Origin of the sequence: Ensifer adhaerens, assembly GCF_028993555.1 — a bacterium.
GTDB lineage: Bacteria > Pseudomonadota > Alphaproteobacteria > Rhizobiales > Rhizobiaceae > Ensifer > Ensifer adhaerens_I.
Map to the genome: position 1 here is coordinate 850,831 of NZ_CP118611.1, position 25,659 is coordinate 876,489.

Annotated in this window: 28 protein-coding genes; 23 read left to right on the forward strand and 5 right to left on the reverse strand. The window is 59.6% G+C overall.

Annotation, left to right across the window (positions count from 1 at the left end; all coding sequences use genetic code 11):
* The 3 genes from PWG15_RS24230 to PWG15_RS24240 all read right to left on the reverse strand — a co-directional run bounded on the left by PWG15_RS24230 (window position 1) and on the right by PWG15_RS24240 (window position 3,726).
* The gene (locus PWG15_RS24230) at window positions 1–1,050 is read right to left on the reverse strand and encodes an ABC transporter permease (protein WP_275026594.1); all 1,050 of its coding nucleotides are present in this window, start codon (window positions 1,048–1,050) and stop codon (window positions 1–3) included.
* Window positions 1,040–2,569, reverse strand: a complete 1,530-nt coding sequence (locus tag PWG15_RS24235) for an ABC transporter ATP-binding protein (protein WP_275026595.1) — start codon at window positions 2,567–2,569, stop codon at window positions 1,040–1,042. The genes PWG15_RS24230 and PWG15_RS24235 overlap by 11 nt, the downstream gene beginning before the upstream one ends.
* A gap of 131 nt (window positions 2,570–2,700) precedes the next feature.
* A complete protein-coding gene (locus tag PWG15_RS24240) occupies window positions 2,701–3,726 on the reverse strand; it encodes a BMP family protein (RefSeq protein ID WP_275026596.1) in 1,026 nt (341 codons plus the stop codon).
* A gap of 512 nt (window positions 3,727–4,238) precedes the next feature.
* On the opposite strand from PWG15_RS24240, the gene PWG15_RS24245 reads away from it, so the two are divergent.
* Together PWG15_RS24245 and PWG15_RS24250 are read left to right on the forward strand one after the other, a co-directional pair.
* Window positions 4,239–5,393, forward strand: coding sequence for an amidohydrolase (locus tag PWG15_RS24245; RefSeq protein WP_275026597.1), 1,155 nt, complete (start codon window positions 4,239–4,241; stop codon window positions 5,391–5,393).
* A gap of 121 nt (window positions 5,394–5,514) precedes the next feature.
* A complete protein-coding gene (locus tag PWG15_RS24250; RefSeq protein WP_275026598.1) occupies window positions 5,515–5,796 on the forward strand; it encodes a hypothetical protein in 282 nt (93 codons plus the stop codon).
* Window positions 5,797–6,016: 220 nt separating this feature from the next.
* Here the strand turns inward: PWG15_RS24250 and PWG15_RS24255 are convergent, their stop codons facing one another.
* Window positions 6,017–6,922 (reverse strand): nucleotidyltransferase and HEPN domain-containing protein, encoded by a 906-nt coding sequence (locus PWG15_RS24255; RefSeq protein WP_275026599.1) that lies wholly within the window; start codon window positions 6,920–6,922, stop codon window positions 6,017–6,019.
* Between the two features lie 151 nt (window positions 6,923–7,073).
* On the opposite strand from PWG15_RS24255, the gene PWG15_RS24260 reads away from it, so the two are divergent.
* The 3 genes from PWG15_RS24260 to PWG15_RS24270 all read left to right on the forward strand — a co-directional run bounded on the left by PWG15_RS24260 (window position 7,074) and on the right by PWG15_RS24270 (window position 10,485).
* Entirely contained in the window at window positions 7,074–8,033 is a 960-nt protein-coding gene (locus tag PWG15_RS24260) for a LysR family transcriptional regulator (protein ID WP_275026600.1), read from the forward strand.
* A 160-nt stretch (window positions 8,034–8,193) separates the two neighbouring features.
* Window positions 8,194–8,898, forward strand: coding sequence for an autoinducer-binding transcriptional regulator TraR (gene traR, locus PWG15_RS24265; RefSeq protein WP_275026601.1), 705 nt, complete (start codon window positions 8,194–8,196; stop codon window positions 8,896–8,898).
* A 51-nt stretch (window positions 8,899–8,949) separates the two neighbouring features.
* On the forward strand, window positions 8,950–10,485 hold the full coding sequence (locus PWG15_RS24270) for a hypothetical protein (RefSeq protein ID WP_275026603.1): 1,536 nt from the start codon (window positions 8,950–8,952) through the stop codon (window positions 10,483–10,485).
* A gap of 246 nt (window positions 10,486–10,731) precedes the next feature.
* Here PWG15_RS24270 and PWG15_RS24275 read toward each other — a convergent pair whose 3' ends face one another.
* Entirely contained in the window at window positions 10,732–11,094 is a 363-nt protein-coding gene (locus PWG15_RS24275) for a MarR family transcriptional regulator (protein ID WP_275026604.1), read from the reverse strand.
* 94 nt (window positions 11,095–11,188) lie between these two features.
* Here PWG15_RS24275 and PWG15_RS24280 point away from each other — a divergent pair, with 94 nt between their 5' ends.
* From PWG15_RS24280 to PWG15_RS24365, 18 genes are all read left to right on the forward strand, one after another.
* On the forward strand, window positions 11,189–11,710 hold the full coding sequence (locus PWG15_RS24280) for a hypothetical protein (protein ID WP_275026605.1): 522 nt from the start codon (window positions 11,189–11,191) through the stop codon (window positions 11,708–11,710).
* Window positions 11,711–11,712: 2 nt separating this feature from the next.
* The gene (locus tag PWG15_RS24285; protein WP_275026606.1) at window positions 11,713–12,384 is read left to right on the forward strand and encodes a lysozyme family protein; all 672 of its coding nucleotides are present in this window, start codon (window positions 11,713–11,715) and stop codon (window positions 12,382–12,384) included.
* On the forward strand, window positions 12,381–12,680 hold the full coding sequence (locus tag PWG15_RS24290; protein WP_275026607.1) for a TrbC/VirB2 family protein: 300 nt from the start codon (window positions 12,381–12,383) through the stop codon (window positions 12,678–12,680). The genes PWG15_RS24285 and PWG15_RS24290 overlap by 4 nt, the downstream gene beginning before the upstream one ends.
* 4 nt (window positions 12,681–12,684) lie before the next feature.
* Window positions 12,685–13,026 (forward strand): VirB3 family type IV secretion system protein, encoded by a 342-nt coding sequence (locus tag PWG15_RS24295; protein ID WP_275026609.1) that lies wholly within the window; start codon window positions 12,685–12,687, stop codon window positions 13,024–13,026.
* Window positions 13,019–15,385, forward strand: coding sequence for a VirB4 family type IV secretion/conjugal transfer ATPase (locus PWG15_RS24300; protein WP_275026610.1), 2,367 nt, complete (start codon window positions 13,019–13,021; stop codon window positions 15,383–15,385). Before PWG15_RS24295 ends, PWG15_RS24300 begins: the two co-directional genes overlap by 8 nt.
* Window positions 15,385–16,083 carry a P-type DNA transfer protein VirB5 gene (gene virB5 / locus PWG15_RS24305; RefSeq protein ID WP_275027196.1) on the forward strand — a complete coding sequence of 233 codons (699 nt, stop codon included), beginning with the start codon at window positions 15,385–15,387 and terminating at the stop codon, window positions 16,081–16,083. Before PWG15_RS24300 ends, virB5 begins: the two co-directional genes overlap by 1 nt.
* The gene (locus PWG15_RS24310) at window positions 16,080–16,292 is read left to right on the forward strand and encodes an EexN family lipoprotein (protein WP_275026611.1); all 213 of its coding nucleotides are present in this window, start codon (window positions 16,080–16,082) and stop codon (window positions 16,290–16,292) included. The genes virB5 and PWG15_RS24310 overlap by 4 nt, the downstream gene beginning before the upstream one ends.
* Before the next feature lie 21 nt (window positions 16,293–16,313).
* Window positions 16,314–17,249: a TrbL/VirB6 family protein gene (locus tag PWG15_RS24315; RefSeq protein WP_275026612.1), complete on the forward strand. Its 936-nt coding sequence runs from the start codon at window positions 16,314–16,316 to the stop codon at window positions 17,247–17,249.
* Window positions 17,250–17,285: 36 nt separating this feature from the next.
* Window positions 17,286–17,561 carry a hypothetical protein gene (locus PWG15_RS24320; RefSeq protein ID WP_275026613.1) on the forward strand — a complete coding sequence of 92 codons (276 nt, stop codon included), beginning with the start codon at window positions 17,286–17,288 and terminating at the stop codon, window positions 17,559–17,561.
* A 4-nt stretch (window positions 17,562–17,565) separates the two neighbouring features.
* Window positions 17,566–18,237, forward strand: coding sequence for a VirB8 family type IV secretion system protein (locus PWG15_RS24325; RefSeq protein WP_275026615.1), 672 nt, complete (start codon window positions 17,566–17,568; stop codon window positions 18,235–18,237).
* A complete protein-coding gene (virB9, locus tag PWG15_RS24330) occupies window positions 18,237–19,088 on the forward strand; it encodes a P-type conjugative transfer protein VirB9 (protein WP_275026616.1) in 852 nt (283 codons plus the stop codon). The genes PWG15_RS24325 and virB9 overlap by 1 nt, the downstream gene beginning before the upstream one ends.
* Before the next feature lie 138 nt (window positions 19,089–19,226).
* A complete protein-coding gene (locus tag PWG15_RS24335) occupies window positions 19,227–20,294 on the forward strand; it encodes an IS110 family RNA-guided transposase (protein ID WP_275026617.1) in 1,068 nt (355 codons plus the stop codon).
* A 262-nt stretch (window positions 20,295–20,556) separates the two neighbouring features.
* A complete protein-coding gene (virB10, locus tag PWG15_RS24340; protein ID WP_275026618.1) occupies window positions 20,557–21,729 on the forward strand; it encodes a type IV secretion system protein VirB10 in 1,173 nt (390 codons plus the stop codon).
* 9 nt (window positions 21,730–21,738) lie between these two features.
* Window positions 21,739–22,734, forward strand: a complete 996-nt coding sequence (gene virB11 / locus PWG15_RS24345) for a P-type DNA transfer ATPase VirB11 (RefSeq protein ID WP_275026619.1) — start codon at window positions 21,739–21,741, stop codon at window positions 22,732–22,734.
* A 686-nt stretch (window positions 22,735–23,420) separates the two neighbouring features.
* The gene (locus PWG15_RS24350) at window positions 23,421–24,119 is read left to right on the forward strand and encodes a HipA domain-containing protein (protein WP_275026620.1); all 699 of its coding nucleotides are present in this window, start codon (window positions 23,421–23,423) and stop codon (window positions 24,117–24,119) included.
* Between the two features lie 124 nt (window positions 24,120–24,243).
* A complete protein-coding gene (locus PWG15_RS24355; RefSeq protein ID WP_275026621.1) occupies window positions 24,244–24,390 on the forward strand; it encodes a hypothetical protein in 147 nt (48 codons plus the stop codon).
* Window positions 24,391–24,421: 31 nt separating this feature from the next.
* Window positions 24,422–24,739 carry a type II toxin-antitoxin system RelB family anti-toxin gene (locus PWG15_RS24360; RefSeq protein WP_275026622.1) on the forward strand — a complete coding sequence of 106 codons (318 nt, stop codon included), beginning with the start codon at window positions 24,422–24,424 and terminating at the stop codon, window positions 24,737–24,739.
* A gap of 531 nt (window positions 24,740–25,270) precedes the next feature.
* Window positions 25,271–25,546: a hypothetical protein gene (locus PWG15_RS24365; protein WP_275026623.1), complete on the forward strand. Its 276-nt coding sequence runs from the start codon at window positions 25,271–25,273 to the stop codon at window positions 25,544–25,546.
* The last annotated feature ends 113 nt before the right edge of the window (window positions 25,547–25,659 follow it).

A 25,659-nucleotide genomic window follows, 5' to 3' on the forward strand; every position in this document is an offset into this window, starting at 1 on the left:
TCACCTCCACCTGATCCGGAATCGCGTCAGAAGGATCGCGACAACCATGGTCAGTAGCGAGGTGGCGACCATGACGTCGGCTATGTAACTCGGCACCTTGGCCGCTCGGCTCATGGCATCGGCGCCGACGAAGATGCCGGCGACGAAGATGGCCGAGGCGATGACGCCCAGCGGATTCAGCATGGCAAGCATGGCAACGACGATGCCGCTGTAGCCGTAGCCTGGCGACAGGTCGAGCGTCAGGTTGCCCTTGAGCCCAGAGACTTCGGAAAAACCCGCAAGAGCGGCCAATCCCCCCGAAAGCAACGCCGTCTTCATTAGTGTGCGGTCGACCAGAATGCCAACAAAACGAGCGCCCTCGGGATTGAAGCCGACGGCGCGCATCTCGTAGCCGAGAACCGTCTTTTTCATGACGACCCAGATAAGAACGGCCGAAGCAAGGGCGATGACGAAGCCACAGTGCAGGCGCTTGCCCTGGATGAGGCGCGGCAGTTGCGCTTCGGCAATGACCTTCTGCGATTGCGGCCAGCCGAGCCCCATCGGATCCTTGAGCATACCTTCGAGTAGCATAGATACGAACAGCAGGACGATGAAGTTGAGCAGCAACGTGGTGACCACCTCGTCGACACCGAAACGCGTCTTCAGCACGGCTGGGCCGAGGAGAAGCAAGGCGCCTGCGGCCATGACGGCGACCATGATTACCGGGATGAGCACGACCGAAGGCAGGGGCAGTGCGCCGGTTCCCAGCGCCACGGTGACGACGCCACCGATGTAGAGTTGGGCTTCGGCGCCGATGTTCCAGAGTTTTGCCCGAAAGGCGACGGCGATCGCCAAACCCGTGAAGATCAGTGGCGTCGCCCGGGTCAAGGTCTCCAGGAAGGCGAACTGTGAGCCGGCCGCCCCCTTCGCCACAAGATAGAAGACGGACAGTGGGGAAGCGCCGGCGATGAGAACCAGTATCGACGTCAGCACCAGCGTGGTGCCTGCGGCCGCCAGCGGAAATAGCAAGGTGATCGCCAAGGACGACGCGGGTTTCGGTTCAAGCCGCATGATCGCCGCGCTCCCAGCTGTGGCCTGCCATCAGTTCCCCCAGTTCCCGAATGTTGTGTTCGCCCCTTGCAGACGGCGTGGAAAGACGCCCTTTGAACATAACGAGGATGCGGTCGGATAATGCCAGGACTTCCTCGAGGTCTTCCGAAATCAGCAATATCGCGGCGCCCCGATCTCGCGCTTCAAGCAGCATGCGGTGAACATAGGCGACGGCGCCGATATCCAGGCCGCGTGTTGGCTGGCTTGCTAGGATGATCTGCGGGTTACCATCAAGTGCCCGGCCGAGGATGAGCTTCTGCATATTGCCGCCCGAGAGTAGGCGTACGCGTGCTTCGGGCGAAGGGCATTTGACGTCGTAGTCGGCAATGAGTTTCTCGGCGAAACGCCCGGCGGCCTTCCAATTTAGGAAGCCGAGGTGGCTGAACCGAGGGCTTCGGTAGCGTTCGGCGATGACATTTTCCGTCACGCTCATGTCGCCGATGCTGCCTACCGCGTGGCGATCTTCCGGAATGCGGGCCACGCCATGGGCGAGGGCGGCGCGTGGCGACCAGTCGGTGACGTCCTGCCCCGCGATGGAAATGCTGCCGCTGGTTGGACGCCGTATGCCGGCGATAAGGGCAGCAAGGACAGCCTGACCATTACCGGCAACGCCGGCAATGCCGGTGATTTCACCGGCCGTGAGGGTGAGCGACACCTTGTCGAGGCCCGCCCCGTTGTACGGCGTCGCGGAGACATGCTCGAGCGCCAGCAGCGGTGCTCCCAGTTTCAATGGGCTCACGTCCGCTGGCTTGATCTCCTGCCCAACCATGAGAGCTGCCAGTTCTTTGCGATCAGTCGAACTTGTTTCGCGCTCGCCGACGAGCTGGCCGGAACGCAGAACCAACACACGATCGCTGACAGCCATCACTTCGTGCAATTTGTGAGAGATAAAGATGATCGATAGGCCCTTGACGACGAGCAGCTTCAGCGTCCGGAACAGTGCCTCAGTCTCGGCGGGGGTTAAGACGGCCGTCGGCTCGTCCAGAATCAGGATCCGGGCTTTGCGATAAAGGGCCTTCAGGATCTCGACCCGCTGGCGCTCACCGACTGAAAGGCTGGATAAGGTGGCTGCGGGATCGACGGTGAGACCGAAATCGGCGGACAATTGTTCAATGCGCCGCCGCGCTGCGGCCCGGTCGAGCCGCAGGCGCCAAAGGCTCTGCGTGCCAAGGGCGATGTTTTCCTGCACCGTCATGTTGTCGGCGAGGGTGAAGTGCTGGTGGACCATGCCGATGCCGGCATCAATGGCGGCGCGCGGATCTCCTGGCGGAAGCGGCTTGCCAAAGGCCTCCACGGTTCCTTCGTCGGCGACGTAGTGGCCGAAGAGAATGTTCATCAGGGTCGTCTTACCCGCACCGTTCTCCCCGAGAAGCGCAATGACTTCGCCCCGCTTGAGGTCGAAGGAAATGGCGTCGTTGGCCCTGAGCGGGCCGAAACGCTTGCTAATGCGTGAAAGACGAAGGGCGGGTTTACTTGACACGTCGGCGACCGGAAGTGGCGTTGTGGGGGGAGCTTCCTTTCCCGTCCAGGGAGAGAATGGTCGCTGTCGGCGAAGTGTAACCCCTCATCCGGCATTCCGACCATCTCTCCCACGAACGCGAGGAAGGAGGGTTAGGTCGACTTCGGTTCGGCGTCGTTGATCTCGACGGTGAACGAGCCGTCCTTGATCATTTTTTCCTTCTCCGCGACCTTGGCCTTGGTGGCGTCTGGAACCTTGCTGTCGAAGGTGCCGAAAGGCGCCAGCGAACAGCCGCCATTCTTCATGAAGGAATAGATGCCGTAGTCGTCGGCCCTGAAAGTGCCGGCCTTCACTTGGCTGATCGCCTTGTCGAGCGTCGGTTCGAAATGCCACAATGCGGACGCGACAACGGTGTCGGGATAGTCCGCCTGGGTGTCGATGACATTGCCGATGGCCAGGACCTTCTTCTCCTTGGCGGCGTCGGACACACCGAAACGCTCGGCATACAGCAGGTCCGCACCCCCATCGATTTGGGCGAATGCGGTCTCCTTGGCCTTTGGCGGATCGAACCATGAGCCGATGAAGGCGACCTGGAACTTGGTATCCGGGGCCACTTCCTTCACGCCGGCCATGAATGCGTTCATCAGCCGGTTGACCTCTGGGATCGGATAACCTCCCACCATGCCGATGTTCTTGGACTTCGTCATTGCGCCGGCGACAAGTCCGGAGAGATAGGATGCGTCCTGGATATAGTTGTCGAAAACCGAGAAGTTCGGAACGGCGGCATCTGGCTTGAAGCTCGAGCCCATCAGGAAGGCAACATCCGGATAGTCTTTGGCAACCGTGCGGGCAGCATCCTCGACGCCGAAAACCTCGCCCAGGATCAACTTGTGACCCGCCTCGCAATACTCGCGCATGACGCGCTCGTAATCGTTGTTCGCGGTGTTTTCCGAATAGACATATTCGATGTCGCCGCGCTCCTTGGCTGCATTCGCCGCCTTGTGGATACGACTGACCCACTGCTGCTCGACCGGAACGGTATAAATAGCCGCCACCTTTATCGGATCCGCGGCGAGCAGACGGCTCGGCAGACCCGTCGCCGCCACCACGGCGGAGGCGCCGGCAGCTTTGATCAGGGTTCTTCTGGAAATGGCAAAATTGAAGGAATCGCTTTGCATTAAGTTCCCCTCTGATTGATTGCGCGTTTTGCGTGCGTCTTTTTTACCACTTGGTCAATGTAGGGGAAGTTGGAGTTTGCAGCAATTGGGGTGTGGTACGCCATTCAACCGGATATGACGCAGCTTGCGCGACAAGCTCTGTGCAGTTTGACGAAAGACGTGTCGCGTCTGAAGCCGCCTAACCGACTATTCAACGCGACAAGTTGGAGGCTTCACTTGAAGACCGAGAGCCGTGCGTACTTTGGGCGCAGTTTCGAGCAACCAGTTTCTTGATTGCGACTGGGGCGAACACGTTCCAGTGCGATCGGCAAAGCAAGTGCAAGATGGTACTGAAGTCGATCCGCTGCAGCTGTGTCCAAGGACGTCTTTCGCTCTTCTCTTTCAATAGCGAAGATGGTCTAAGGTCGTGGCTGGGAGACTGTTGAAGGCCAGGATCATGCGTTGTCCAGAGGCGTGAGCAGTGGAGCCGGAAACTGGAGCTTCTATCCGGATAAAGAAGCGGAGGGGCGTGAATGTTTCTGATCGACCGTGAACTTGAGGCATTGACGGCCTTTCGGCGCGAGCTGCACCGGCGGCCGGAAGTCTCGGGGGAGGAGCGGGAGACGGCACAAACGATCCTCAAGGCTCTGGCCGAGACGAAGCCGGATGCGGTAATGACAGGCCTTGGCGGGCATGGGGTGGCGGCGATCTATCAGGGCCAAGAGCCGGGGCCGACGGTGATGGTGCGGGCCGAGCTCGACGGGTTGCCGATCGAGGAGATTTCGGAAATCGGCCACCGGTCGCAGATCGCGGGCAAGGGGCATCTTTGCGGCCATGATGGGCACATGACGATCCTGATGGCGCTGGCCAAAGGGCTTGGACGCGAGCGCCCGGCAAGGGGCCGCGCGATCCTGATGTTCCAGCCGGCGGAGGAAAACGGGGCGGGTGCTGCGGCCGTGCTTGCCGATCCGAAATTTGCCGAGATCAGGCCGGACCTGGTCTTCTCGCTGCACAATTTTCCGGGATTAAGTTTTGGCCACGCGGCCCTTCGCACCGGACCGGTCAACTGCGCCTCGCGCGGCATGCGGATTTCGCTGTCCGGCAAGACGGCGCATGCCTCGACGCCGGAGGACGGCATTGCGCCGACCTTTGCTGTTGCCGCGCTGCTTTCCGGCCTGACGGCGCTCGGCAACAACGGGCCGCTTGATGAAAACTATACACTGGTGACGGTGACGCATGCGCGCATCGGCGAGGCGGCCTTCGGCATCAGCCCCGGCTATGCCGAGATCTGGGCGACGCTCCGCACGCTCACCGACGAACGTATGGCCGATCTCGTCGCCCGCGCCGAGGCGCTGGTCGCGAAGGAGGCGGACGCTGCGGGGCTGAAGGTGACGATCGGTTATGAGGACGTGTTCCACCAGTGCAGCAATGCGGAAGTCGCCGTGAGCGCGCTCGAGCGGGCCATGGACGAGGAGGGCGTCAGCCACGATCGCGGTGAGGGCGTGTTGCCGATGAAGGGGTCCGAGGATTTCGGGTTGTTCGGCCGGGTGGCGCCATCGGCGATGTTTTTCCTGGGCGCCGGCGAAGACCACGCGCGGCTGCACAATCCGGACTATGATTTTCCGGATGATCTGATCGGCATCGGCGCCAAGGTCTTCGTGCGGGCGATCCGCAATCAGCTGGGGTGAGTGCGGTGACGGACGGCCGCTTGCGCGACGGCCGTTGTGACGACACTCTCTGAAAATGTGCAGTCCCGGACGGAGAGCCGTTTCGCGCCGTGCATTGATTTGCCCTTAGGAGGACCAGGGGATGAGGCACTCCAGCTTTCGAGTCGCCCTTTGCCTGGCGCTTGCCATGGTGGGGATGGCGACCGCTCACGCGGCCGATACACCCGGCGCGGATGCTGTTCCTGAGCCGCAGTCGACCGAGAATGCCAGCCTTAAGGATTTCATCAAGGCCAATCCGGATTGCCTGGAGTTCACCGATCAATGCTCACACTGCGTTGTCGTGAACGGCATTGCCGAGTGCTCGACAGTGGAGATCGCCTGCATCAAGCGAGAGAACCACTGCACCAGGCGGGTGGCTAATTGATGCATCCTGCAAACAGGACGTCTCTCAGGACCTCGTCGCTGACGAAGTCCTGAGGCGCGGCACTATGGACGCCGCACAAATGTGGGGCGTCCGACGGCATCGACGATGACAACGACGTCTCGGGCATCGTCAAGGGCGCCTTCGAGCGATGCTACCCCGAGGTCGATCGCGCCTGAGCTCATTTCAACCCATGCCGTACCGAGATGCAGACATGTGGAAGCTAGGCTGAGCCCCATTCCAATTCCGCCAGCCGCTCCGTGCAGATCGCCTCGACGAGGCGGTGGAGATGTTCGGTTCGCTCGAGAAGCCAAGCGAGCGCCTCTTCGGTGACCTCGAAGTGCTTGGAGTAACGTGCCTTCACATAGGCTTCGTTGAGAATGTTGTACCAGGCGCTAAAGCGGTGCTGATCGCGCGGCCAGGCTTCGACCAGCCGCTGATCACGATCCTCGGCGAGACCGCGGAGAAATTTGATATTGTGCGACGGCGGGCTGTAGTTGGTTAGCGTCAGGAGAAGGCACGAATATGCCGTCTCAACAGCCTGATGGAGGACAAAAGCTGCGAGGGCGAGATTTGATTTGCCGAGGTAGAAACGACTGCCATCCACGAAGTCCGTTGCATTCGCGAAATGCCTTTCAAAATGCTCCTTTGCCACCCTGAGCCCGTCGGCAGGCGAGAGTCGTTTCGGCTCTGCCAGTGGGCGGTCGTCGAGTTCGTAGAGCACGATGCCCTCGCGCAGGATGTCGACGAAGAAGTATTGTCCGTCCGCAAGGAAGTTATTCACCTCCCGGGCGCCATGGACGATCAGCCCCACCGGCGTCGAGACTCCTTTGTCCCACATCAACCGGTCGGTCGCCTTGTCCCAATATTCCGGTTCTGCGAGCTTCTTGGAATTGACGATGACGAGGATATCATAATCCGAGCGATAGCCCTTCATCGTATGCGGTTCGTCAACAAAGGTGCCGCGGGCGTAGGAGCCGAAGAGGATGATCTTCAGGATCCGCCCGCGCTTCTTGAAGTCGGCCGAGCCACCCTCGAGCGCATCGGCAAACTCCTCGTGAATGATCTCCACGACGCGAGCAAGCTCGCGCTGCTTCTTCTCGGGAAGATGTTCCAGGCTCGTTTTCATACTCAATCGATAGGATAAAGACGATTCGCCGTCTACTGCACGAATTCATGGGTTTCGCGTTATTAAAAAATAACAGATTGATCTAATTCTGCGATTAATGAATGATATGTGTCCTTGTAGATTGGCTAGCGTGGATGCAGAGGACAGGCAAATGGAATTCCGTCAGATGAGGTGTTTTGCAACCCTGGCTGAGGAGTTGCATTTCGGTCGCGCCGCGGCGACGCTCTCCATGGCGCAGCCCGCCCTTAGCGTGCAGATACAAACGTTGGAAAAGGAGCTCGGCGTGCAGCTTCTCATCCGCTCTACGCGTCGTGTTCAACTAACCAAAGCCGGCGAAGTTTTTTACGAGCGGTGCATCAGTGTTCTGCGGGAGATCGAAAGCAGTTCCGCTGTCGTCCGGGCCGTTGCGGGCAAGAATGTCGATCGGATCACCATTGGGACCATATATCCCGCGACCTTCGGTGTCTTGCCGCTCTTTCTGAACAAGCTCGGCAAGCGGTTTCCCGATATTCAGATTCACGTGAGCAGCGGTTCCACGGATGCAATCATCCGCGACTTGGAGAAGGGCCGTATCAACCTTGGCTTCATCCGGCCGGTCGAAAACATCGGTTCTCTCCGTTGGCAGAGCATCGCCAACGAACGATATCTTCTGGCGGTGCCACTTGGTAGCCGGCTTGAAACTGCGGAAACCGTCACGATGAGCGATTTGAAGCGGGAGCGGATCATCTCCTTTTCCCGCTCAAATCTATCTTACACGGAAAAGTACTTCTTCGAGCAGTTCAGAAAATTTGGCCTTCTCGATCAGGTTGCCTGTAGTTGCGACGACACGCTCTCCCTGGTTTCGCTGGTCGCTGCTGGGATGGGGGTGGGTTTCGTGCCGGAATGGACCAGGGACTTGCCCCACCAGTCGTTTCGTCTTCGAGAAGTGAAGGGGGTGGATTTCACGATCGGCATGGGGCTTGCTTGGAACAAGGAGGATCCTACTGCGAACCGTGAAGAGATTGTAGAAATTGCCCGCACGCTGGCAGCGGCATCGAGATCGCTTAAAGCTGTGGGCGACCATTTCGGAAGAAACAACACCAAGCGCGGTCTTCCGGCGCATGGCGAGTAGGATAGATAAGGGCAGCGGAGGCCGCCAGAGCTTGGCGATGACGGTTCGTGGGCTTTCACACTGAAGGCGGGTCGAGGCACGAGCACAAGTTGCCGGCGGCTTTCCAAAAGGCCCAGAATCATTGCCGGATCGGTAAGACGAGAGGAAAAAGGAGGAAAAGGTGAAGAGCTGGTTTCAGAAGCTAACCGATGTTTCCACCGTGGCACGCACGAAGGAGATGTTCAACGAAGCGCTCACCGAGCTCGCTGAAGAACTCGGCTTCGAGTATTATGCCTATCTTAATCTTCAACCGATCGGAACATTCGCCGTTTCGAATTATCATCCCGAATGGCAGGATTGGTATTTCTCCAAGCGCTTCAACGAGATCGATCCGATAATCCAGATTGCCAGGGCCACGATGAAAGCGTTCACCTGGTCTTCCGAAAATTCAAGGACTGTCAGATCGCGGCGTGTTCGGCAATTTTATCTGGATGCCGCCGGTTTCGGCATTCGGTCGGGCATCACCATTCCTGTCGCGACTGCATTCAGGCGCATGGCAATGCTGACCATGGCCTCCCACAAGTCCTACCTCTCGTTCAAACGAGATATTGATCCGGTTGCTGCCGCCATGGCGGTCGCCCAGCTTCATGTGCGGATCGAGCAAACGGACATTGAACCCACAGCAAAACCGAGCATCGGCCTGACCGCTAGACAGGCGCTTATGCTCAAGTGGGCGTCCGAGGGCAAGTCCATGAGAGAAATCGCCGACATCGAGAACATGACTTACTGGAACGTCAATTTTCACATGAATAATGCGCGCAGGAAGCTCAATGCCTACTCGCTTCCGCAGGCGACGGCGCTCGCAACGAAGCTGAAGCTGATTTGAAGCCAGGCGTGTTGTCGGGGAGCATCTGAAGTCGAAGTTTGAGGAGTACCGATGGAGCAGGCGGACATCAAGCGCGCAGAGATTCTACGGACGATTTCGCGTGAACGGCTTGAGGCGCTTGTGCTCGAACGCGCAGAGAGGGACGAGGGCTTTGCCCTTTGGTTGGATGCCAAATTCGCGGTTTCGGTGGCCGACGAGGCAAGCGCGTTGCTCGATCCGGTGCCGTTTCGTCGTCGCGCCGAAGCGCTTTTCTCTTCGACCGGTTCGGGGCGGCATCGGCACAGCTGGGGCGAACGGGCTGCGGGTATCGATGAAGCGGCACTCGAACAACTGATTGACGAGGCTGGACCCTTTCTTGCCGCAGGGCGCGGCGCCTATGCACTGACGATCTTGAAGCCCGTGGCCTCGGGGCTGGCCGCATATTGGCCGGAAAACGCCGATTGGGATGAAACCCTGCACGAGTTCTTTCCCCGGCTTGATCAATTGATCGCTCAAGCCGCCCTCATGGATGGTGTCTCACAGGAGGCGCGCGATGACCTCGCCGGCGAACTGGCCGACTGGCAGGGCGAACTCGCAAAATTTGGCGCCGACGATGCCTTTGCTACTGCGATTGCAGCTTGCATGCAGGGCTGGGACGAGCCGGGCCTTCAGGCGACGCTCGCAGGGCTTTGGCAGAGCTGGCCGCCCGGGGGAGGTAGCGATCCGCTCGATGGCCATCTGACGCAGGCTCGACTCGCCGCGCTCGAAGCAATGGGACGCAGTGAGCATTTCCTCAACCTTTCCCGTGCTGCGGGATTCCATTGCGACCATGGTGTGAAGCTGGCGCAGACGGGGCGCGTCGATGAGGCGGTCGCGCTCGCCCATTTGCGCCTAACCACGCATGGTGACATCTTGCGGCTTGCCGAGGCTGCCGCTGCTGTCGGCCGGGTGGAAGCCGCCATCGACCTTGCCGCCTGGGGGCTGTCGCGAGACGGGCGCGGCGAAGGTGGCGAAAATTGGCGTTACAGAACGGACCGGGCAATGCTGGCCCGCTGGCTGCGCGAGGCGGCTCATGAGGCGGCCAACCGGGATATGATGCTCAGGGCAGCGCGCGTAGCCTTCGAAGAGAGCCTTTCACGTGAAGATTTCCGTATGGCCGAGAAACTAGCGTCTCCGTCGGAATGGCTGAAATTGCGCGGAACGCTGCTTGCGGCGCTGAGGGCGGCACCTTATGCCAATGAGCGGATCGAAATTCTGCTCGACGAGGACTTGGTCGCCGACGCCGTTGCTTGCATAAACCCGCAGGAAACGCGCTTCTTCAGTCCGCGTGACCCGACGCTGGGTCGGCTTGCTGAACGCGCATTGGCGGATCACTCCGATTGGGTGATTGTCCTTGCGTGCCGCATGGCCGATCCGATTATGTCTGAGGGAAGATCAAGTCGCTATGAGACGGCCGCGCTGTGGCTCGGCATTGCCGCACGCGCGCATAAGGTTTGCGGACGGTCCGACCAGTGGCTTGAGCACCTTGAAGGGCTCATCGAACAGCACCGGCGCAAGCACAAACTGCGACCGCTACTGGAAGGGCTGCTGCACACGGCTAAGGAATAACTACCTCTTTGGGGGTCTGCGTTCGTAAGCGAACAATGCGATGCAACATTCGCCCGTCGGCCGTCGGGAAGCAGATTCGGATGGCCGAATTGAAGTTTTTGACCCTCCATATTGACGCCTTCTTGACAGCCACGAAGCTGCTCGAGGTTGCCACGCCTTTCGAATGGTCAGAAGCAAAGGTCAGCCCGGACTAGCTCAACGCCGCCGTAGTGTGCCGCTGTTAGTGTCGCAAAAAAATCACTACGTTCAAGGTTTTTGCTGCTCCGGACTCAACCTTAGGCGATCGAAAACGTCCGGGCAGAACTCAAACTGCCTCGCAGTTCCTCGTCCCATCGAGTTCTTCACAATCGTTTCACTCAATATGCCTCGCTCAATGAGCGGATCGATCGATTCCGCCACTGCATTTCGGGTTAGGCCGGTAATTTGGCTTATATTCGAGAGCGTTAGCTTTTCGTGGTTTTGATGCATCATATAGAGCACCGTCATCATCCCGACCTGCTTCAAACGCGATTGTGGCGTCTCTCCCTCCACCGGTTTGTCGAAAACTTCTTGCAGAGCGTAAGCCGAAAACAGCTGGCTCTGCCAATGAGCATTGAGTGCGCTTGTCATTTTTTATACTGTCATATATATGAGTGTAAAAAGCGTCGCGGAATTGTGACGCTTGTTAGGGGTGGACACAATCGCGTCGGTGAAGGTGGTGGTCATGAACAAGTCTCTTGCACGGGCATTTGTCGCTGCAGCCAGTGTAGCGTCATTCTATCTCGTTTTCGACAGTAAAGCGCGAGCGGCTGAATGGGGTTGCCAGGTTATCCTGTGTCTTTCCAATCCGAGCGGTCCAACGCAATATGCGGAGTGCCGGCCGCCAATCCACAGGCTCTGGCGCTCACTTGCAAAAGGGCGCTCCTTTCCCACCTGCAGCGGCGTTGGGTTTCAGACCTCGCGTCCTCGATTCGAGCCTTACTACTGCAATGACGGTTATCGCCTGACAACGCGGTATGGAGATCGCGGGCTCGAAGCGAGTTGTATCTCGACCCCGCCACAGACTGTCTCGGACGCTGAATGCTACTCCAACGATGATCGGATAACCACGTCGGCAGCCTGGCGGCGGCGGGACGACCGGACGCAATGCCGGCGCTATGTGACGACGCGACCGAACATCCGCCCGCAACCCCATTACATCGACGTGACCATCGACGGTGTTGGCAAGCAAAGAGTCTGGTACTGACTATGCCCGTTGCTTTCCTGGATCTAGCGCCAACGTGCGCACCAATAGTTGCTGCCGAGACACTCGCCGCCGTCGTCAGCCTTGAAAGCCGGTTCGAACCCTTCGCCATCCGGGTCAACAGCGGCGCGCCTCTCTCGGAGCAGCCCACGACCAAGGTGGAGGCGATCGCAATCGCTACGTCATTGGCTGCCGGTCGCCAGGGTATCCAGCTCGGTCTCGGCGGCATCGGCATCGAAGAACTCCGCAAGCTCAAGCTCTCGATTTCAGACGCCTTCGACCCGTGCCTCAACCTTCGGGCCACGGCGACGCTCCTCGACAGATACTACCGCCTGGCGGTGAAAGCCGGTGCGGACCCGAACCGGGCCGAACAGGTGATGCTGCAGTCCTACTACGGACGGGACGATCCCTCCATCGGCGCGATGGTCAAGTACGACGAACAGGTCCGCCAGGAAAGAAGGCGGCTCGCCGGAACCATCAAGACTCTCGTGCTCGGAGATGGCGGGCAGGAGAGGGGGCTCAACGAAGCGCGTCTTGTCGAGGCGATCGTCGATTCCGACAAGGACGAGGCCCAGGCTGATCAAACGGTGTCGGTGCCGTCCTGGGACGTTTTCAGTTCGAGACGGAGGTCCTCCGTCCTCGTGTTTCAGGACAATCAAATGGAGGAGAGTGAATGACTTTCAGTGCCCGTATCCGCCCGATCGCCGCATCCGCCGTCATGGCAGCGGCCATCGTGGCATTCATGGTCGAACCTGCCTTCGCGCAGGCCGCCGGTATCGAGACAGTGCTGCAGAACATCGTCGACATGCTGACCGGCAACATCGCCAAGTTGCTCGCCGTCATCGCGGTGATCGTGATCTGCATTGCCTGGATGTTCGGCTACATGGATCTGAGGCGCGCAGGGTTCTGGATCATTGGCATCGGTGGCATCTTCGGCGCTACCGAACTCGTGAACACCATCGTCGGAAGCTGACGCCATGGCGACTTCGCGGCCAATCCTTGAGGAAGACACGCTGTTCATCGCCTGCACCCGCCCGGCGATGATCGCCGGCGTGACGATGGAAGCCATGGGCATGAATATCATGCTTACGACCATCCTCTACATCGTCGCAGGCTCGATCGCCTATGCGCTCGTCGGCGTCGTCTTCCATCTGCTGTTCCGCGCACTCGTCAAACACGACCACAGCATGTTCCGCATCTTGCTGGCCTGGGTGGAGACACGCGGTCGGTCCCGCAACAGCGGCTATTGGGGCGGAGCGACGCTTAGCCCCCTAAAGCTCGCGCGCAAATACGACGAAAGGGATCTCGGATTTGCCTAACCTCGCCATACTCAGATCTCGCGAACTCGGTCCTGAGGCCTTCATCCCCTACGTCCGCCACGTCGACGAGTCGACAATCGCGCTCGATTCCCGGGCACTGATGGTAATGATCGCGCTAGAGGGCGTCTCTTTCGAGACCGCGGACGCCCTCGACCTGAACGCTCTCAACCGCGACCTCAATACGCTCTATCGGAACATCGCCGACGAGCGGCTCGCCTTGTGGACCCATCTCATTCGCCGCCGGGACGGCGACTATCCCGTGGGCGCTTTCGCGACCGCATTTTCGGCCGCGCTCAACGACAAATACCGCGAGCGCATGGTGGGCGAAGATCTGTTCCGCAACGATCTTTATCTTACCATCCACTGGTCTCCGGCCCGCGATCCGGCCGACAGGGCAGCGACATTCTTGTCGCGTCTGCTGCGGTCCCGTCGGGCGGGCGTCGAATTGGATGAGGAGGCCCTCAAGCAGCTTCGAGACAAGGTCGTCGACGTTACGGCGGCGTTGAAACGCTTCGAGCCCCGCGTGCTGTCCCTCTACGAGCATGAAGGTCTGTTGTTCTCGGAGCCGAGCGAGGTGCTGCACCAGCTCGTCGGCGGCCGGCGGGAGCCGGTTCCACTGACAGAGGGTCGCATCGCCTCGGTGATCTACTCCGACCGGATCATCTTCGGCCGCGAGACGGTCGAGATTCGCCACGAGGCCGAAAGTCGCTTTGCCGGCATGCTGAGTTTCAAGGAATATCCGGCCAGAACTCGGACCGGCATGCTCGACAGTGTGCTCACCAGTCCTTTCGAAGTTGTTCTGGCGCAATCCTTCTCCTTCGTGTCGAAGGCGGACGCCCGCGTCATCATGGGCCGCAAGCAGAACCAGATGGTCAGCAGCGGCGACAAGGCGTTCTCGCAGATCGAGGAGATCGATGAAGCGATGGACGATCTGGAGTCCAATCGGTTCGTACTTGGCGAACACCATCTGACGCTTGCCGTCTTTGCTCCGTCAATGAAGGAGCTGACCGGAAATCTCGCCAAGGCACGCGCTGGTCTGACCAGTGGTGGTGCAGTTGTTGCGCGGGAGGATCTCGGCCTTGAGGCTGCCTGGTGGGCGCAGTTGCCGGGTAATTTCCGCTTTCGCGCCCGGTCCGGCGCGATCACGTCCCGCAACTTCGCGGCGCTCGCGCCATTCCACTCCTACCCGATCGGTCGGAAGGACGGCAACGAATGGGGACCTGCCGTCGCCCTTTTCGAGACGGCGTCGGGGTCACCGTACTACTTCAATTTCCATTATGGCGATCTCGGCAACGCCTTCGTCTGCGGACCGTCCGGTGCCGGCAAGACCGTGCTTTTGAACTTCTTGCTGTCACAGCTCGAGAAACATGACCCGCATGTTGTGTTCTTCGACAAGGACAGGGGCGCGGATCTCTACGTGCGCGCCGCCGGCGGCACCTATCTGCCGCTCAAGAATGGGATCCAGACCGGGTGCGCTCCCCTGAAGGCACTTGAACTGACGCCGGAGAACAAGGTGTTTCTCACGCGCTGGGTCGGCAGGCTTGTCGGCTCGGCAACACGGGAGCTGACTGTGACCGAACTCCGCGACATCGCCTCCGCCATCGACGGCCTTGCCGACTTGCCGGTGGAGCGCCGGACGATCGGCGCTCTCAGGACATTCCTCAACAACACCGATCCCGAAGGCATTGCCGCGCGGCTGCGGCGGTGGGAGAGAGGAGGGCCGCTCGGTTGGGTCTTCGATAACATCATTGAGGACATCGGCGTCGGCGGCAAGTTCGTCGGCTATGACATGACCGACTTCCTCGATAACGAGGAAATCCGCACGCCCCTGATGGCCTATCTCTTCCACCGGGTCGAGCAGATGATCGATGGCAGGCGCATCATCATCGTTATCGATGAGTTCTGGAAGGCGCTCCAGGACGACGGGTTTCGCGACCTCGCACAGAACAAGCTCAAGACGATTCGCAAGCAGAACGGCCTTATGCTCTTTGCTACACAGAGCCCGCGCGATGCGATCGTCTCGCCGATTGCGCATACGATCATCGAGCAATGCCCGACGCAGATCTTCCTGCCGAATGCCCGCGGCAACCACGCCGACTATGTCGACGGCTTCAAACTCACCGAGCGAGAGTACGAACTCATTGCACGCGAGCTCTCCGTCGAGAGCCGCCGATTCATATTGAAGCAGGGGCATAACAGCGTCGTCGCCGAACTGAACCTCGGCGGTTTCGACGACGAGCTCGCCATCCTCTCCGGCCGCACTGCGAATGTCGAACTCGCCGATACGATCCGCGCAGAGGTCGGCAACCGGCCCGCGGATTGGCTTCCGATTTTTCAGCAACGAAGGAGTTTGAGCTAATGGCTTCCTATCGAATTCACGGCGCGGCAATAGCCGCCGCGCTCATCCTTTCCGCCGGCACGGCAGCCGGGCAGGGGATCCCGGTGATCGACCGGACCGCGATCGCCAAGCACCTCGAGAGTATCGCGCAACTGAAAGCCCAGCTTGATGCGCTCAACCAGCAGATCGGGCAGGCGCAGCAGCTCTACGGCTCGCTCAACAAGATCACCGACATGGCGGATGTTGCCGGCGTCTTGAACGATCCTGCCGTCCGCAAGGCGCTGCCCGAGGACTTTAGCGTTATGGAGGGACTGTTCAAGGGAAGCGGCACGGGCGGGTTCGGCGATACGGCCTCAAAGTTCCTTGATGAAAATTCGGCCTATCGGACCAGCGCAGATGACTTCTATGCACAGGAGCTTTCGCGCATCCAGAACAAGAATGCCGGGCAGATGAGCCTAGCGCAGCATATCTACGATGCCGCGGTCAAGCGCGTCGATGGCATTGACCAACTGCGCGAGAAGATTTCGACGGCAGGTGACGCCAAGGATATTGCCGACCTTCAAGCGCGACTTCAGGCCGAAACAGCCTTCCTCCAGACCGATATATTGCGCATGGAGGCCCTTCGGATGGTACAGCAAGCCCAGGCACAGGTCGACGAGCAGCGCAAGGCGGAAGACTGGCGCCAGCGCATGGATGCAATGGGGGCGGCGCTGCAATGAAGAAGTTTGTCTTTCTTCTCGCTGTCCTATTGGTCAGCTGCACCGAGCAAGCCGAGCGAACCCACACTGTCGACGAACTCATCGCCGACGAGGCCCTGCTGTCCCAAATCATCGCGGCGTGTCGCAACAACCCTGGTGAATTAGGCAATACCCCGAATTGCCAAAACGCAGCGGCCGCAGACTTCAAGGCCCGTCTTAAACGGATGTGAAAGGTACTTGGAGATTGAGGCATGTATCAGGTCTTTGCCTTCGTCGACGAGCAGTTCAAGGCTCCGCTGGAGACCTTCGTCTCCGACGGGACCTCGAACATCTCCGAGTGGATTTCGGGGCCCCTGACTGCAGCGATCACGCTCTATGTCGTGCTTTACGGCTATCTCGTGCTCCGCGGCTCGGTCCAGGAACCGATCGTCGACTTCGCATTTCGGGCGATCAAGCTCGCCATCATCGTGATGCTGGTGAGGCACGCCGACAAATACCAGACTTATGTCACCAACATCTTCTTCGAGGGATTGCCGCGGGAGATTTCGCAGGCGTTGAACGCCGGCGCAGCACCAAGCGCCTCGACCTTCGACAGCTTGCTCGACAAGGGGCACGCGTGTGCCAAGGAGATCTGGGCCCGCGCCTCTTGGCCGGTCGATGTCGTGACTGGCATCGGCGGCATGATGGTCATTGGCGCGAGCTTCATCGTTGCGGCGATCGGCTATATCGTCTCGCTCTATGCGCGGCTGGCGCTCGCCATCGTGCTCGCGATCGGGCCGATCTTCGTGGCCCTGGCCATGTTCCAGACGACGCGACGCTTCACCGAGGCCTGGATCGGACAGCTTGCGAACTTCGTGATCCTGCAGGTGCTCGTCGTCGCGGTCGGCTCTCTGCTGATCACCTGCATAGATACAACCTTCACAGCTATTCAAGGATATAGCGACGTACTGATGCGTCCAACCGCGCTGTGCGCCATCTGCCTCGCCGCTCTCTATGTCTTCTATCAGCTTCCGAACATCGCTTCAGCGCTTGCCGCCGGCGGCGCGTCGTTGACCTACGGCTACGGCGCTGCACGCGACGCCCACGAAAGCACGCTCGCCTGGGCGGCGTCCCATACCGCCCGTGAGGCCGGGCGCGGTGTCCGCGCCGTCGGGCGAACCTTCACCTCGAAAGGCTCCGGATCATGACGCTTTTCGCACGAACAAGGAAAAGGCTCTTCAGGAATGCTCAGAACATTTCCGCTGCTCTGCATGGCGGTCGCCTTAAGTGGCTGCGCGTCGCTGACCTATCCGCTCCCGAAATGCGACGGCTATTCACGCCGGCCCCTCAATCGTTCGATGTGGGAGTGGCAGGACAATAAAAACCTTCAACAGAAGCACTCGGAGGCGCGACAGGCGGCCGCTCCGTCCGTCGCCACCGCTTATGTCGATGAGAGCAGGGAACCTCCCGCATTCGCCCATCTCGGCTTCGATGCATCCTATCGTCCTTGCGGGGGTTGACGCCATGGTCTCGGGGGACGAACTCAAGAGATATTTCGAGAGGGCGCGGCGCTTCGATCAGGATCGCATGATCCAGGTCGAACGCTCGGCACGCATCGCCTGGTCCGTTGCCATCATAGCCGGCATCCTTGCGGGCGCTTCGATCTTCGCCGTCGCCGGCCTTACACCACTGAAAACGGTCGAGCCGTTTGTCGTGCGGGTCGATAATTCGACTGGCATCGTCGACGTAGTCTCAGCGCTGACATCGACGGCCGGCACGTATGACGAGGCCGTGACCAAATACTTCGCCGCGAAATATGTCCGCGCGCGGGAGGGTTACGTCTGGAGCGAGGCGGAGGAGAGCTTCCGCACTGTCGCCTTGCTGTCGACCCCGCCGGAGCAAACTCGTTTTTCGGCGCTCTATCGCGGTAGCAATCCGGAGTCGCCGCAGAACACTTATGGTCGCGGCGCTACTGCGCGCATCAGCATCGCCTCGATCTCGCTGATCAATCCGCATGTCGTATCCGTCCGCTACATGCGCTTGATCACCCGCGGGGAAGAAGTCCGGACAACCCATTGGGTTGCGACGCTCACATTCTCCTATGCAAACGCGCCGATGTCGTCGACGGATCGGCTGGTGAATCCCCTCGGTTTTGCAGTCAGCGAATACCGAGCCGATCCGGAGGCCATCAACTGATGCGGACTATCTTCATCGCCACCATTCTCCTTACGGCCTCCGCCTCCACGGCGCTTGCCCTCGAAATCCCCCGCGGCGCCTCGCAGGATAGCCGCGTCCGTTTCGTCGATTACCAGCCCTACAACATCACTCGCATCATCGGCTCATTGCGTTCGTCGGTGCAGGTGGAGTTCGCGGCCGACGAGGAGATAGCGCATGTTGCGCTTGGCAACAGCGTCGCCTGGGAGGTCGCGCCGGCGGGCAACATCCTGTTTCTCAAACCGCGGGAAAATCAGCCGGTCACCAATATTTCTGTCGTCACCACCCGGCGCGACGGATCGACCCGAAGCTACCAGATGGAGCTGACGGTACGGGATGGGAAGGTGGAGGTCGGTCAAAACACTTACTTTTACGTCAAATACCGCTATCCGGCCGACGAAGTTGAACGGCGGCGTCAGGCCGCGGCGGCCCGAGCGATTGCTGCGCAGGCGAAGGAGGCCGACGACGTGCTGGCCATTCATGAGGCCTATGGTCCGCGAAATTGGCGCTACTCGGCGCAAGGCTCTCAGGCGGTGGAGCCGCACTCGGTCTACGACAATGGCAAGGTCACTACGTTTGCCTTCGTCGGAAATCAGGAAATGCCCGTGATCTACATCGAGAACTCGGATGGCAGTGAAAGCCTGGTGCCGAAATCCGTAGATGGCAATCTTGTCCTAGTCCATGCGATCAGCCGGAAGTTCATCCTGCGGAGGGGTGGGGACGTGCTCTGCGTCTTCAACGAGGCTTACGATCGAGCCGGCATTAATCCGGACACCAACACGACCTCGCCGTCCGTCGAGCGCGTCGTGAAGACCGAAGTCGCGGCGCAGTAGGAGGTGGCATGAAAGAGACCGCGTCCGCTGAGAGAAGGGATCGCTGAGATGGCGACGATGATCGAGGGACAGTCACGCTTCCAGCCTTTCGGCTTATCCTGTTGGGGTTTTGCAGATCTCAACACGGGAGTTGGAAGCATGACTGCGTCCTATGATTACCATATCGGGGTCGACTACCACAAATCCTACAGCCATCTGGTGGTGCAGGATTCGGGCGGCAAGACGCTCAGATCCGGTCGGGTGAAGAACGATCGCCAGTCGCCGGGCAGCTTTCTCGAACGCTACCCTGAGAACAGCCATGCGGTGGTCGAGGCGACGCGCAACTGGATGGTGATCTACGACTGGCTCGACGACATTTGTGATGATGTCGTTCTCGCCCATCCGTTGAAGGTCAAGGCGATCGCCGACGCCAAGATCAAGACCGACAAGATCGACGCGACGGTCTTGGCGCATCTGCTGCGGGCCGACCTGGTGCCGCAGGCCTGGGCACCGAGCGACAAGGCCCGCGAGCTGCGCGTCGCGCTGCGCGAGCGGATGTTTTACGTGCGTCTGCGCACGATGACGAAGAACCGCATCGTCACGGTGTTTGATCGTTATCCGGAACAGACGGCACAGCTGACGACGCTCGGGGACCTGTTCGGCAGGGCCGGCCGCAGCCAGCTGGCGCAGGTCAACGTCTCAGAGATCGACCGCATCCAGATCGATCGTGGCCTCGATTTCATCGGTGACATCAATAAGCGAATCAAGCAGTCGGAAGCGACGATCCGGGCGATGACCAAGGCCAATGCCAATGTGAAGCTGCTGAAGACAGTCCCTGGTATCGGCGAGTTCTTCGCAAGGCTGATCGACGCGGAGATCGACGACATATCGCGGTTCCGCACCCCGAAGAAGCTTATCGCCTATGCCGGGCTTGTACCCTCGACCTACTCGAGCGGCGGCAAGACCTTTCACGGCAAGATCATCAAACAGGGTAACAAGTGGCTGCGCTGGGCTTTCGTTGAAGCCGTCGCTCCCGCCATCGCCAGTGATGCGCAGTTGCGCGCCCAATACGAGCATCTGAAGATCAGAGGAGTGAACAAAGCGCGTGTGGCCATCGCGCGCAAGCTTTTGGCGATCGCCTTCCAGATCCTGCGTGACCAGCGCGCTTACGAGCCTCGCGGCACCAGCACTATGGAAGGCGCGTCGACTATATCCCGGTTGTCCTGATGACAGCCTAGCGAGCCCAGCAGGACTGGGCTGCGCTCTTTAGAAGAATGGAAACCGGGAGCCGAACGCCACTGTGTGACCGAAGCCGTGTACGTCAGGGTCACGGATTGGAGAATGGTTCAAGAACCGAAGGACAGCACCGTCCTGCGGACGAGAGAGATTTAACGAAGGGGCGCGAATGCCCATCAAATTACAACCGAACCCAAGGAAAAGCCCCAAATGGCGGCGCTGTGCCCCTTGCGTTCTTTCATTGGAGGCTGTCATGGTTCAGGAAGACGAAAACCGGATACCGGGCGAGCGGGCCGAGACAGTTACCGGCAGACGAATCGACAGCAATCCCGTTCTGAAGCGCAGCGCGGTTGCGCTCGCTGTCGTTGCCTTCGTCGCCTTCGCGTTCTGGTCGATGAGTGGGGAAAAGCAACAACAGCAAAATGCTCGAGCCGAGCGGGTGGTTATTCGGCAGACGACCAACTTCGAACCGGCCAAGGAGAAAGTGGAACCGATTCAGTCGGTACCGGCAGTGAAGCTGCCGACCCCTGTCGTCGCAGAAGAGGCGAAGGAGGAAGATCCACTGCTCGATTCAGCGCGCCGGGCACCCGTCATGGCCTTCAGCGGCGGGCAGAAGAACACGACATCGTACCGTGAGACTATGGATCCGGCCATGTCGACGGACAGCAATTTCCTGCAGCTTGATGGAAACACGATGGGCCAGAATGCGGCCAATGCCGATGAACAGCGGTTCACCGGGCTGCTACGGCCGACCAAGATTGAGGGCTCGCGCGCCGGCACGCTGGGCAATCGGAACTTCATAGCTGCTATGGGAACCTCGATACCCTGTGTCCTGGAAACTGCCATGGCATCTGATCAGCCCGGCTTCACAAGCTGCGTGATCAGCCGGGATGTCCTCTCGGACAGTGGCCGGGTCGTGCTGATGGAGAAGGGCACGCAGGTAGTCGGCGAGTACCGCGGCGGCCTCCAGCGAGGACAGAAGCGCCTCTTCGTGCTCTGGAACCGTGCGAAGACCCCGAACGGCGTCATCGTCACTTTAGCTTCGCCGGCGACAGATGCGCTCGGCCGGGCTGGCGTCGACGGCTATGTCGACACCCACTGGTGGGAGCGGTTCGGGAGTGCGCTTCTCCTGTCCATCGTCGGCGACGCCACGAGCTATGCCAAAAGCCGCCTGCGGGACAGCGACGTCGACGCTGAGAACACGACAAGCGCGGGCCAGCAAGCGGCAGCCATTGCTGTCGAGCAATCGATCAACATTCCTCCGACGCTCAACAAACATCAGGGCGAGCTTGTCACGATCTTCGTGGCGCGTGATCTCGACTTTTCCGGTGTCTACAGGCTGCGGGTGACTGAGCCGAAGAGCAAGGTCCTCGACAGGGCGGTACTCGGGGACTTCAGCTCACAGTCGACGCTCGTTACGAAATAGGCTGGGCCGATGACCGAAGGTCCTGACGCAGCAGTCGTTCGTGAGCTGCTGTTGCCGTTGACGCCGTTCCTCGATGATCCTTCGCTCTACGAAGTGATCGTCAATCGGCCCGGGCAGGTGTTGACGGAAGGTTCCTGCGGTTGGCGGACCCATGATCTGCCGGAGCTATCCTTCGAAAGGCTGTTGCGCCTTGCCCGAGCCGTGGCCAGTTTTTCCCATCAGTCTATCGATGAAACGCGGCCGATCCTGTCGGCAACATTACCGGGGGACGAACGGATCCAGATCGTCATTCCGCCTGCCACCACCAGGAACACGGTCAGCATCACCATACGAAAGCCGTCTTCGGTTACGTTCACGCTCGATGATCTGGAAGACAGAGAGTTTTTCTCCGAGACGCGAGCAGCGGACGACGACAACACGACGCAGGACCCTGATTTGCTGGCGCTGTACCGAGCCGGTCGCTTCAAGGATTTTCTGCGCGAAGCCGTCATCGCTCGAAAGAACATCATCATCTCCGGTGCAACCGGATCAGCCAAGACGACACTGTCGAAAGCGTTGATCAAGCACATTCCAATTCATGAGCGGATCATTTCGATCGAGGACACTCCCGAACTGGTTATCCCGCAGCCCAACCACGTACGCCTTTTCTATTCGAAGGGCGCTCAGGGACTCTCGGGTGCAGGCCCAAGAGACCTGCTAGAATCCAGTCTCCGGATGCGGCCGGACCGAATACTGCTGCAGGAGCTGCGTGACGGGACGGCCTTCTACTACGTCCGCAATGTCAACTCCGGCCATCCTGGATCGATCACCACCGTGCATGCCGATTCCGCCAAGCTCGCCTTGCAACAGTTGACGCTTCTCGTGAAGGAATCCGAAGGCGGACGCAATCTGGATCGCGAAGACATCGATAGCTTGTTGAGGATATCGATCGACGTCATTGTCCAATGCACCCGAAAGGATGGTCGGTTTCGCGCAACAGAAATCTATATCACGTCCAACGGATGACCAATGCTACGGGAGCTTGGGGGTGGCGCGACGCCAATTCTGTGCAATGCGCAGTAACGCGTCGAAGGCCTCCACAACGATGTAAGGCGGGCGTTGAATCGCTATAGACCGGACATCATTCGCACGGTGAGATCAATGGGTTACTCCCTGGAAGCGAACCCTTCTGAATCTGAAAGGTAGTTGCCTCTCCGGTTGCGGCTGTCTTGTCGTGAGGGCGCACCGCGGACCCCCAGTTAGTCTGACGGCGACATTTCCACCGATTCGCGACGATTGAGATAGCGAATGGATCGAGGCGTACTCCAATCTGGGAACAAAAGAAACAGGTCGATAGAATCTATAAACCCTTTTAATGGTTGTATTAAGCTAGGAAAGTGCTATTAAAAACCCAGCAAAGGGGTCCATTACGTGGATTTGACGATCGAGACGTTCTGGCAGGGAGAGTGGCGGCCGAGTGCGCGCCTCACTCTGCTCGAAGAAAACAGAGGCCATCTCGACCCCTCTGTCGTCGAGCACGACCTTGACTACTTCGTTGCATTCGCCGCAACGCCTACGGAGAAATCCATGATGCCCGTGCGCTTTCCGTCCGATATCCGGTCGATTTGGAGAACCGGTACCTCCCGACCTGGCCGCCGTTTCTACTGGACTTAATGCCCCAGGGCCACGCGCGCCGGAAGCTGGCGGAACACATGCGGCTGGGTGTTGACGATCGCGCGTCGGACGTTCCGTTGCTGATGCGTGCGGCCGGCAATCCGATCGGAAACATCCGCGTCCGCGAAGCCCCTGTCGCCGAGCGGGAGCGCTTGGCCGCGGTACAACGAGCGGGAGTTACGAAAGACGATATCCTCGGCAGGACCGAACGGTTTATCGAAATCGTGGATCGGTTCGGAATGATCGCGTCGGGTTCGAGCGGACTTCAGGGGGAATGGCCCAAGGTTGCACTGACAATGGCTAACGATGGTCTCTACTACGCTGACGCGTTCGTTCAAGACGAAGAGGCAGTCCGTCATGTCATTGTAAAGCTCCTCAGGAGCCGTGAAGAGCGTGACCGGTTGATCCTCGAAGCCGAGGCTGGATACTCTGTCATTGCCCGTGAACTCAGCCTCAAGGTTCGTGAGCCGTCGACATACGCCGAGGGCGTTCTCACGATCCCCCGGTTCGACCGCGAGGTCACGGATGGAGCGATGCTTCGATACGGTCAAGAGAGCATGGTATCTGCAATCGGTGTCGCGGCGTACGGACACCTGGCGAACCATGAGGACTATATCGATGTCCTGCGGAAATACGCGACCGATCCATACGGGGATATCGCCGAATACGTGAAGCGCGACATCGCCAATCAGGCATTCGGAAATCCGGATAATCACGGTCGGAACACCGCGATCTAGAAAGGGCCGCTGGGTGGCGTGTCGATGTTGGGTAGTCATGCGGGACATGCATCGCGACACAGCGCCAGACTGGGCGGAGGTGTGCCGAGCCGTCTTTCCCGGAAGTCCCGAGACCGCTGACGGGTTGCTGGATGAGATCGTCGATTTTGGCGAGCGCCTGATCGACGTGGTTGATCGCATTTGCGAATTCGGGATTCCGCAGGAGGTCATCGACCGGGCGATGCAAAACGCGTCCGTCATTGCCAAGAGAGCTATCGGCGCGTGCGGCTGAACGACCGCGCCGAGGATGAAGGGAGTCGGACATGCCGAGGTGGAAGAAGCCGACGAAGGACGAGATCAGCGTGCTTCGCGCCCGCCTCCGTGAAAGGGCTGCGTCCGGGGAGCTCCGATTCCCGGATGGGGTGGTCGAGATCCGTAAATCGCTTGGATTGACACAAGCGCAATTCGCAACGCTCACCGGGATTACCAAGCGGCAGGTCGCGGAGATCGAGACGGGGAAGGCTAATCCAACCGTCGAGACACTTCAGAGGATCGGTAGCCTATTCGGCTTTTCCGTGGGCTTTGTTCCGCGGGGCACGACCGAGAGCGGTGGCCGGAAAGGGCCGACGCCAAGGATGTAGCCGCGGGCTACATAAGCCAGCGCTTTCTCAATCGGAGCAACACTTCGAACCAGAAGCCATAGTGTCGGCCATCGGTCCAGGCACAAAGCGCACAATAGGCTGCGGCCGTGGACGCTTCGCTGCCAAAGATTGTACCACGCTACGTAGCGTTGTTTGTCACGCGGCCAAACAGGAGCAAGGCGCTGGTCTCCAACCTCAGCCAACTGACGCAGGTGCGTCAGATTGTGCGATTGAGGCGAGAATTGGTCAATGTGAGGAGCAGTGCGCATCATTCGATGGAGCGAAATGTCGCGTCGCGGTTTCATATTCGTCGCCATGCCTCTCAAAATTCACCAAGTGACCTTAATCGGTAAGAGCCTCCGTCAATGCCTCAGATACGACTCCGCCCCCTGGCGCTCCGATCTTGGCCCCAAAGGATAATGGCGGACATCGAAAGGTCCTGATGGCGCGATCGTTCGCCGGAGACCTCGGCCTGTCTATTGGGTGTTGCGCGCATTGCCAAACCGCGCGCCACGCCCGATAAAGCATTCAATGCTGGCCAGTGATTTAAGGAATGTGCTTGAGGAGCTTTACGAGGCTGGTGCCTACCGGGTGCCGGCAGACGAAATCTATTGGCCACGGGAACTGCATCCGGCGGTCTTTCGCGCCCTGAACATGCAATACCTTACGCGAACAGAACTGGACGACGGCCGTGTCGAATTCTCGTTGACGCAAGCGGGCTACGAGGCGATCGATGCTGACGTGCCCTGGTCCTACATCCTGCGCCGGCGAATGCAGGACTTCTTCCGTTTCGGCAAATCTCGCTAAGCGACCTCATCAAGGGCAAGACCCTGAACGATCTCACGATCGCGGGCCGCTTTATCCTCGCGATGGCAAGGCACCCCTTTAGGCCTTCACTCGACGCCAACTTGCTGAAATCC